Source organism: Methanosaeta sp. UBA356 (genome assembly GCF_002496465.1).
GTDB classification, from domain to species: Archaea; Halobacteriota; Methanosarcinia; order Methanotrichales; family Methanotrichaceae; genus Methanothrix; species Methanothrix soehngenii.
This window is the reverse complement of sequence record NZ_DAKC01000029.1, coordinates 1-5,910: the sequence shown is the minus strand read 5'-3', so window position 1 is coordinate 5,910 and position 5,910 is coordinate 1. Positions and strand designations below refer to the sequence as shown.

General features: G+C 54.0%; 6 protein-coding genes and 1 pseudogene. 3 read left to right on the top strand and 4 right to left on the bottom strand.

What is annotated here, in order from left to right:
• From BP727_RS01760 to BP727_RS01750, 3 genes are all read left to right on the top strand, one after another.
• A partial coding sequence (locus BP727_RS01760) for a D-aminoacyl-tRNA deacylase (RefSeq protein WP_286857102.1) occupies nt 1–444 on the top strand: 444 nt, incomplete at its 5' end.
• Nucleotides 445–695: 251 nt separating this feature from the next.
• Nucleotides 696–1,571, top strand: coding sequence for a MarR family transcriptional regulator (locus BP727_RS01755; protein ID WP_157863599.1), 876 nt, complete (start codon nt 696–698; stop codon nt 1,569–1,571).
• Nucleotides 1,572–1,592: 21 nt separating this feature from the next.
• Nucleotides 1,593–2,402, top strand: a complete 810-nt coding sequence (locus BP727_RS01750) for a geranylgeranylglycerol-phosphate geranylgeranyltransferase (RefSeq protein ID WP_013718115.1) — start codon at nt 1,593–1,595, stop codon at nt 2,400–2,402.
• Nucleotides 2,403–2,444: 42 nt separating this feature from the next.
• Here BP727_RS01750 and BP727_RS01745 read toward each other — a convergent pair whose 3' ends face one another.
• The 4 genes and pseudogenes from BP727_RS01745 to BP727_RS01730 form a co-directional block, all read right to left on the bottom strand.
• Nucleotides 2,445–3,233, bottom strand: a complete 789-nt coding sequence (locus BP727_RS01745; RefSeq protein ID WP_013718114.1) for an acylphosphatase — start codon at nt 3,231–3,233, stop codon at nt 2,445–2,447.
• A gap of 133 nt (nt 3,234–3,366) precedes the next feature.
• Nucleotides 3,367–3,693: pseudogene (locus BP727_RS01740) on the bottom strand (CHAT domain-containing protein); the annotation flags it as partial.
• A 140-nt stretch (nt 3,694–3,833) separates the two neighbouring features.
• Nucleotides 3,834–5,513 carry a glutamate--tRNA ligase gene (locus tag BP727_RS01735; protein ID WP_286857099.1) on the bottom strand — a complete coding sequence of 560 codons (1,680 nt, stop codon included), beginning with the start codon at nt 5,511–5,513 and terminating at the stop codon, nt 3,834–3,836.
• Between the two features lie 85 nt (nt 5,514–5,598).
• Nucleotides 5,599–5,910: NUDIX hydrolase (locus BP727_RS01730; RefSeq protein WP_286857098.1), on the bottom strand; the 312-nt coding region annotated here is incomplete at its 5' end.

The window sequence follows — 5,910 nt, the reverse complement described above, 5'->3', positions numbered from 1 at the left end:
GTCTCGGCTGAGGCCACTCATCATGGTCCTGTGGATGTAAGGACACCATCCTTCTTCGCTGAGATCGGCAGCACAAAGGAGCAGTGGGTAGATTTGAAGGCGGGGGAGGCGGTGGCAAGGGCGATTTTGGCCCTTGGACCGGAGGAGTTGCCCGTGTTTCTGGGATTTGGAGGAGGTCATTATGTGCAGAGGCAGACTGAGCTGATCTTCAACTCTCGTATAGCTTTTGGCCATATGTTCTCCAGCTATCAGGTTCCTGATCTGGATTTAGAGGCGGTTGAAATTGCTCGGGAAAGCTCGAATGCCACTTATGCCTATATCGACCGCAAGTCGCTGCGATCTGCAGAACGAAAGAGGCTTGAGGGAATGGTCGAAGAGATCGGACTGCCTATGCTCAAAGCGCAGGAGATTCGGGCCCGATTTTCCCCGAGCGATGCGATATAATAACATTAGATTTTCCCGCCGCCAACATTGCGATCCTTTGGCAGAAGCTGAATATCTCATAAAATATTTAAAATATTGATAGATTTTCTGCAATAAATCCCAGTATTCTATGGAATTTTCTCGGAATATGAGGTTATATCTGCTATTTTTAGACAAAATAAGGGGTAAATGCAAAAGAGTTTTATATCAAGAGAATTCATTACAGTATATCAAAAATAATTAAGTTTGGGCTCTATCTGACCAAAGGGAGTATGAAAATGGGGGAGAAGTCAGAATTTGCCGCTAAGAGCAGCATTGCTGCTCTGCAGGAGAAGGCGATGGATATCATAGCCTTGCGGCCAGAGGGAATTTATCAATCCGATCTGAGGAGGCTCCTGAAGATCGACAGCAGCAAATGCTCAAAGGTGGTAGCCAGGCTGCAGGGCTCAGAATTGATCCGCAGAGAGAGCGTTCCTGCCAGCAGCACCTACCTATTAAAGCTCTCCGGAGCGTTTGTCCCACCTCCTGCGGATGGTTCATCCAATGCTACTGCCCCATCTGCCGTCCCTGCTCATGCCGGCCCGAGGAAAAAGAAGTCTGGGCATGAGGAGAAGAGGAAGGACGCGGCAGGCAAACTCAAAGGCGGCATTTCCAGGGTTCATGCTGATACGCAGATGAAAGGCTATAACGCTGACATCACCGCTGCCAATATAGAAAGTGATCTTGAGAGGTTCATCCAGGGCAATGCCGACGGCCGGATCAAGAAGTTGATCGATCGGCAAATCGACAGGCTTATTGATAGAAGGATTTTCGGCCAGGTCAACCGCAGGATTCAATGTTCAATCGGCAAGATAGAAGACACGATCAATCGCAAGACTGATTCTTCGATGGACGGCAAGAGCTCAAGCCCAATCGAGAGCGAAAATGACGGTCCAAAGGATTTAAATGAGCTTGATCGCCCGGTCGGCAGCTATTTCGACTGCTCGATCGAGGACAACCTGGGCAGCAAGAGTGAGATGGATCTGGATATCGATGACCGGATCGATAGCAATTTTAACCACAATAGATTGCCTGGCAGCCACAGCCATATCGATAGCTACTTAACTGAGATCTATCTGCTCTATCTCACACGTGCGACCTCGTTTTAAAGGCCGCCAAAGAGGGTAGAATTGCTGGCATTCTGGGAGATCCTCCGCCCGTTCAACTGCTTGATGGCATCAGCGGCAGCCATAATCGGCCTTCTGATCGCTATGGTTCAGGATATGCACGCTGCCCTAATCATCGCTGGGGCCGTCTTCCTGATCACTGGGGCGGGAAATGTCATCAACGATTACTATGATCGCCAGATCGATGCCATAAACAGGCCTGACCGGCCCATCCCCAGCAAGCGAGTCCGGCCCCAGACGGCTTTCTACTACTCGATCGCCCTTTTCGCCGCCGGCTGCATTCTGGCGGGCCTGGCCGGTCGGATATGTCTGGCCATCGCCGCCTTCAACTCCCTGCTCCTCTTCTTCTATGCCCGAAACCTGAAGGCCACCCCAATTCTAGGAAATCTGTCCGTCTCTTATCTTACCGGCTCCACCTTCCTCTTTGGAGGGGCAGTGGCTGGATTTATGGGCATCCTGGCCAACCAGGTCCCCTTCGGCCTCTCCTTTCTGGCCAGCATGAGCCGGGAGATCGCCAAGGACATCGAGGATATGGTGGGAGACCAGCAGGGTGGAGCCCGAACCTTACCCATCCTGGCGGGCGAGCGCGCGGCGGCAGCCCTGGCCGGGCTCTTCGGAGTGGCGGGAGTGGCCCTGAGCCTCCTCGCCCCCTTTGGGAGGCTATACCTGCTGATAGTAGCGGTGGCGGATCTGCTCCTTCTGCTCTCTGTGTACAAAGTAATCCGGAAGGACGCAGCCGGCTCTCAGAAGGCGATAAAGAAAGGGATGGCTGTGGCCCTGCTGGCATTTCTGGCCGGGGCGCTCTTATCCTGATCAGATGATGATCCTATGAATTGATGCAAATCGTGGAATGATTTAGGACCTCATCCTGGCTTTGATCTCAGTCACATCGCTCTCGATCCTCTGCAGCCGCTCCTCTGTGCGGCCCTTAAGATCCGAGCGCATGCCGGAAACCTCAGAGACGATCTCCTCGCGGGCACAGTCTATCCTATCGATGATTTGATCCTGTTTCCCTGAGATATCTTTTAAGGAGGAGCCAGTCTCCCTGAAGCCTTCCGTAATTGACTTTTTTAGATCATCCTGTTTCCCTGAGATATCTTTCAGATAGGAACCAGTTTCCCTGAAGCCTTCTGTAATAGACTTTTTTAGATCATCCTGTTTCCCTGAGATATCTTTCAGATAGGAGCCAGTTTCCCGGAAGCCTTCCGTAATTGACTTTTTTAGATCATCCTGTTTCCCTGAGATATCTTTTAGAGAGGAGCTCATGCTATCGAGCTTTGAACCATTATCCTTGAATCCTTCTCTCACGGCGGATATCAGCTCTTTAAGATACTCTGCCGCCTGGTCCAGACGGGCGTCAGTCTCCCCCTCCCCTGCGATTTTAAAAAATTCTTCGTAAGATCCATTTGCCTCAGAAAAATCTGCTTTAATCTCCTCCACGTCGATCAGGGTATTTTTGATTCTGACGGCTTCAAGGAACCTTTCTAAATCAGCTTCATGGCCCTCTGCAACGATCTTCACCCTGCTGTCGGGCAGGTTCATCACATATCCCTTGAGGCCAAAGACGCGGGCAATAGTTGCTATCTTAGATCTGTATCCCGCCATCTGGACCTTTCCAGAGACATAAGCGGTGAGCTTAAGCATTATTTTGACTGTTATCCTTTTTCGTATTTGGACTTTATCGTCGCCTGCTGAAAAGGCCGCTCTCTCGCGTGCGTTTGCCATGTGAGTACGCTCCTGCGCGTCAAGTCCAGCCTATTTCGTTCTCCCCTCCCGATCAAACGCCGGTCATATAGAAGGCCGCCCAGTAGAATGGATGCCAGAATCGCGTATCCTCTCGTAGCTCCTTTTGAGCCCTAGCCAGGGCCTGCACTGGCTGTTTGCCTTCCGCCCGCCAGAGCTGATAGAAGCGGATCATGAGCATAGCTGTGCTCTTTTCCGATACTGTCCAGAGTGAGCCTATTGCCCCAGCAAAGCCAGCCCGGATGAAAGCGGAGGGCAGCGATACCACCTCATCCGGCAGCCGGGCACCGGGCACACCCGTCTCGCAGGCGGAGAGGTTTGCCATCCGGGCCTGATCCAGGTGCAGCTCGAAGAGATCCTTATGGTCAAGACCGCATCTTGATCTTTCGTTGTCTGGATCTCATCATTTTCCAATACAAAGCCACCGATCTCGTGATTATCCCAGTTTGCTTTTCCATGGCAGGAGAAGTAGATCGCCTGGGCTTTCCGCAGCCTCACTGCTCACCGGTGCGCGTAATAGGCCACTATCGGCTCGCCAATTTTATTGACCCGCACAAATCCATATCTCTCGAACTGCACGACCTTCCCCAGCTCCTCGGCAATTCCCGTTTCTCCTATTCCCTCATCCACCCCATCGGGCTTCATCACTATGACCCTCACCCCGTCCAGGGGCGCCCAGTGGATGATCTTGGTCCTCTTTCCCATGTCCTTGCCCAAAAAGCGTGCTCTGGCAGGCTCCAGGCTGGTAATCTCTACATTGCACAGGTCCTTCAGGCGGATGTTATCCCCCGCTCGGAAGCCCTCAAGATCGCTCCTGCAGATGAACAGCCTGTTTCCAGCGGGAATCTCCCGGAATCCCCGATCGTCAGTGGGATGCAGGGGCGCTCGCGCCAGCGGCGGGACATCGCCCTCTATCTCCAGGGCCACCGGCTCCCAGACGAAGAAGCGGCGGTTGGCTTCCGGATCGACCAGCTTCCGGTTCTCGGCATATATCGAGTCCATGCTCAGGCTGATGTCCGTCTCACCAACGCCAAGATCGATCATGAACTTTCGCAAGGCCTCAGGCCGGATTCCCCGGCAGCGCATCGCCCGCACTGTTGGCACCCGTGGGTCGTCCCAGCCCGAATACTCTCCGGCCTCAATCGCCTTCCTCAGCTTGCTGGTGCTGAAAGACCCGAACTGATGGATCTTAACCCTGCCCCAGTGAATGACCCTGGGGTACTCCCATCCGAGGTAAGAGTACAGATACCTCTGCCTGCTTCCGCTATCTGCCAGATCCTTTCCCCGGATGATATGGGTTGTGCCCAGCAGGTGGTCCTCCACCGCCGACTCGAAGTCGAGCAGCGGCCAGACCCGGTACCTGTCCCCCACCAGCGGATGGGGGGCGGTGACAATCCTGAAGGCCGGCCAGTCCCGAATCGCAGGGTCTTTATGGTGCATATCGGTCTTCACCCGCAGGACCGCCTCACCCTCTTTGAGGGTTCCGTCCAGCATCTTTTTCCAGAGATCCAGGTTCTCCTCGATGCTCTGGCCCCGGTCAATGCACTCTATTCCCTTCTCCTTGTGCTCCTTGAAGGCCGCCTGGGGGCAGCGGCAGACATAAGCCCCACCCCGGCGGATCAGCTCCTCGGCAATTGGATAGTACTGCTCGATCCTCTCGCTGGCGACAATCACCTGATCCGGCTTCGCCCCCAACCATTGGCAGTCCTCTAAATACCAGCCATATGCCTCGGGCATGGGCCTTTTTTTCACGGGATCGGTATCATCAAAACGGATGATGAACTTGCCACCGTACTTTTTCACATACTCCGAGTTGACGATGATCCCACGGGCGCTGCCCAATGTGGGCGGGCCATTGGGATTAGGGGCAAAGCGCATTACCACTCCACCCTCAGCACCCTCCAGTTTGGGCAGTCCCTTGTCAGGCTCCTTCTTCTCTGAGAGCTGCACCAGTAGCTCGGGCGCTATCTCCTCCAGCCTCCTCTTCCACTCCTCAGGGCTGGTCTTTTTAACCTCGGCTAAAACCTCACCTATCAGGGGCGAAACCTCCTTTGCCCGACTGCGAAGCTCCGGACGCTCGCCCATGAGCTTGCCCATGACCGCCCCGGCATTGGGGGCAGCATTGTACTTCACCGCGTTCTGCAGCGCATATTTCTCGATGAGCTCTCTTATCTCTTCCATTGAATACCTCTCCTAAAAGGGGCAAAGGCAGATCTTTTTCGCTCTACATTAATTTGATGCACAAATCCTCAATCATCCATCAGACTCATCCATTCTCTTTACTATTTCCCAGGACCTCCGCCAGGTGGAGGGCATCACTGATGATTTGCTCATGGTCAAAGGCAAGCCTGGGCAGCTCCTCTCGAGGGAAGACCTGGGCAGACCGGGCGTCTGAGCCGGATTGGAGCCTGCCGCTCGCCCGGGCGAGAAAGGCCACAGAGACCACATGGCCCCTTGGATCGCGGGCGGGATCGGAGTAGACGCCCACCAGCCCCAGCAGATTGATATCAAGCCCCGTCTCCTCCCGAGCCTCCCTTATCGCTGCCTCTTCGACCGTTTCCCCTATCTCCACAAAGCC

Excerpts from the sequence above, each read along its gene's own strand:
- BP727_RS01755 (WP_157863599.1), top strand. The coding sequence starts at position 696 with ATGAAAATGGGGGAGAAGTCAGAATTTGCCGCTAAGAGCAGCATTGCT.
- BP727_RS01745 (WP_013718114.1), bottom strand. The coding sequence starts at position 3,233 with ATGCTTAAGCTCACCGCTTATGTCTCTGGAAAGGTCCAGATGGCGGGA.
- BP727_RS01735 (WP_286857099.1), bottom strand. The coding sequence starts at position 5,513 with ATGGAAGAGATAAGAGAGCTCATCGAGAAATATGCGCTGCAGAACGCG.